Origin of the sequence: Bacteroides sp. HPS0048 (assembly GCF_964240755.1) — a bacterium.
In the GTDB taxonomy this organism is placed as follows: Bacteria; Bacteroidota; Bacteroidia; order Bacteroidales; family Bacteroidaceae; genus Bacteroides; species Bacteroides nordii.
In genome coordinates this window covers 1-2,828 of the sequence record NZ_CAXSVC010000068.1, presented here as the reverse complement: position 1 = coordinate 2,828, position 2,828 = coordinate 1, and the positions used below count along the sequence as shown (strand labels likewise).

Sequence of the window (2,828 nt, the reverse complement as noted above, 5' to 3'; positions counted from 1 at the left end):
CTATGGAAGAGGGGAAAGACCTACTCAAGCAAATCACCAGAAGCAGAGGTTTCGGTATGGGTATGTAACCCCCCCCCGCCCCCAAAGGGGGAGCGACCAAACGGCAGCCTCTCTCAATGGAGTGTTACGTCGTTCGGATTCGGAAGAAATTTTGCAGGGTTCGGAAAACGGTTGTGTGCTTATTCTAAAAAAAGTTTATGGTGTGGCGCTCGTCGGGACGGGTGGTCCCGCCCCTTGCCGCTGGGCGCTCCCCGACCGATGATTTTTAAGTGACTGATTTTGTGCTGTTTTGGGGGTATATTAAGAATAGAAGAAATAGAATAAGTTAAGTACTTGATACACAATATAGGGCATTTTCCATATTGGAAATTCTCATTTTCCAATCTAGAAAATACTGATTTCCTAATATAATACTAAACAGGAAAATAATATTTCCCTTAATATTGTTTTTATGGAAAATAATAGTTTACTTTGTGGAGAATAATATTTCCCAAAAACACATCAAAATGGAAAATAAAAAAGCAGTTAAGTTAACCGATTTTCAAAAGAACGAAGAAAATCCTTTTATGAAACAAGCTATAGAAGGTATTGAAAATCATGTTGTTAAAAAGTATAAGAGTAATAGTGGTGGCGATAAGAGAGCCGTAGTAGCTTTAGCCGACACTGAAACTGGAGAAGTGTTTAAGACTTCGTTTATCCGTCAAATAGAAGTAGATGAAGAACAATTCACTAAATTGTATCTTTCTAACTTTGCTGCATTCTTTGACCTATCACAAGCAGCTATTCGGGTTTTTGGTTACTTTATGACCTGCATGAAACCCAAAAATGATTTAATCATCTTCAATAGAAAAAAATGCCTAGAATATACCAAATACAAAACAGACAAAGCCGTTTATAAAGGACTTGCAGAACTTGTAAAAGCTGAAATCATAGCCCGAGGACCAGCCGATAATCTTTGGTTTATTAATCCTCTGATAGTATTCAATGGTGACCGAGTGACATTTGCTAAAACATACGTTCGGAAAAAGACTTTAGCTGCCCAAAAGAAAGAAGAAGCAGAGAAACGACAATTATCACTTGGCTTTGATGAACAGTAACACTCCATTGAGTGAAGCTGCCGTTTGGTCGCTCCCCCTTTGGGGGCGGGGGGGGGATAGATAAAGTTCCTCTATGTAAAGTTATAATGGGGGATGAAAGGCAAGGTTCGCTAACCTTACCCCGATTGTTTATGCTTCCCAGCATTCAATCTATCCCCGTTTATGGGTTTCTCTTTCACCCTACAAAGATAACCTCATGGGGGAAAAATGTCCAAGAATATGGGGTAAAAACTATCAAGTCGGTAGAAAATAAGTATCTTTGAAGTACATTTTTAGTAGAGGTACTGGTATGCCTAGACGAAGCAGATAGGCAAAAATAAAGCCGCTGGAGATGTCGGATGTCCGTCAATTAACTCCAGCGGCTTGTATTTTGGTAACTCTCCCGTATCGGTCGGCTACCGTTTGGTCAGCAACAAAGGTAGTACTTTATTGTCGCAAATCCAAATGTTTTCCCCTTTATTTGTGCATTTACAGAACATTTGCTAACTTCGCACCTATGCAGTATGGTGATAGCACACTAGCACCCTAAAGGGTGCGTGTGTAAGGGGACAAGCCCCCTTAACCCCCTGTCAGCCGGCTGTCACCGGCTGTTATCGATTGTCACAAAAATGTTAACTTATGGGAGCAACAAGTATTCATGTACAAGCAGTGAAGCCGGGGAGTGAGATTCACAACTTTAGGGAAAAAGAGTTGGACTATGTTCGTCCCGAACTTAGTCATTTGAATGAAAGCTGGGTTGGAGATAGCATCTCCCATCGGCTGGAAAGTGCGAAACAAAGATATCTCGATACGGTTGGGCAGAAGATGCAGGCTAAAGCCGCACCCATACGAGAGGGAGTAATAGTAATCAAACAAGAAACCACCATGCAGGAACTCCAGCAGTTTGCCACGGTCTGCAAAGAACGTTTCGGTATCGAAGCATTTCAAATCCATATACACAAGGACGAAGGATACATGAACGCAAAGCAATGGACACCTAACCTTCATGCCCATGTAGTTTTCGATTGGACGCAGCCGAATGGGAAAAGTGTGCGTTTATCGCGTGATGACATGGCAGAACTCCAAACCATAGCATCTGAAACACTGGGCATGGAACGTGGCGTTTCTTCTGACCGCAAACACTTATCGGCTATGCAGTACAAGACCGAATGTGCGAAAGAACAGCTTCAGGAACTATCAAACGATATATCCAGTGCATTAGACAAACACAAGGACGTACAAAACCAGCTTCTTCAGCTTCAGAAAGAACTACGTTCCATTGAAACAAAGAAGAACGTCCAAAAACTCATTTCTAAGGCTTCAGAGAAGTTTTACGGCTTGATTGGAAAAACAGTCAACGATAGGGAAAAGGATGCCTTAAAAGCCAAAGTAAAGGCTTTAGAGGGGGAAAATGAACAGCTATCCGATAGACTGGGAAAGGCTATACTTGAAAAAGAGCAAAACGGCACAAAGGCATTCAAAGCCGAGAATGACAAGGAGTATTATAGACAACAAATGGACAACGCAAGGACAACCAGTAACCGATTAAGGACGGAGAACCAAGAACTAAAGACCGAAACCAAGGAATTGAAAAAAGAACTTGGTAAGATGAAAGACTTGTTCAATTCCGAACAACTGGAGGCTTTAAGGCATCATTTCCCAAACATATCAAAAGCTATGGAAGAGGGGAAAGACCTACTCAAGCAAATCACCAGAAGCAGAGGTTTCGGTATGGGTATGTAACCCCCCCCC

At 41.9% G+C, this 2,828-nt stretch carries 3 protein-coding genes; all 3 read left to right on the top strand.

Translation table 11 applies throughout. The features are described from left to right. Positions 1-262: hypothetical protein (locus ACESQI_RS24025; protein ID WP_048926874.1), on the top strand; the 262-nt coding region annotated here is incomplete at its 5' end. A gap of 244 nt (positions 263-506) precedes the next feature. Continuing rightward, positions 507-1,097 (top strand): replication/maintenance protein RepL, encoded by a 591-nt coding sequence (locus tag ACESQI_RS24020; RefSeq protein ID WP_004295513.1) that lies wholly within the window; start codon positions 507-509, stop codon positions 1,095-1,097. 618 nt (positions 1,098-1,715) lie between these two features. Then, on the top strand, positions 1,716-2,819 hold the full coding sequence (locus ACESQI_RS24015; protein ID WP_007219893.1) for a plasmid recombination protein: 1,104 nt from the start codon (positions 1,716-1,718) through the stop codon (positions 2,817-2,819). The last annotated feature ends 9 nt before the right edge of the window (positions 2,820-2,828 follow it).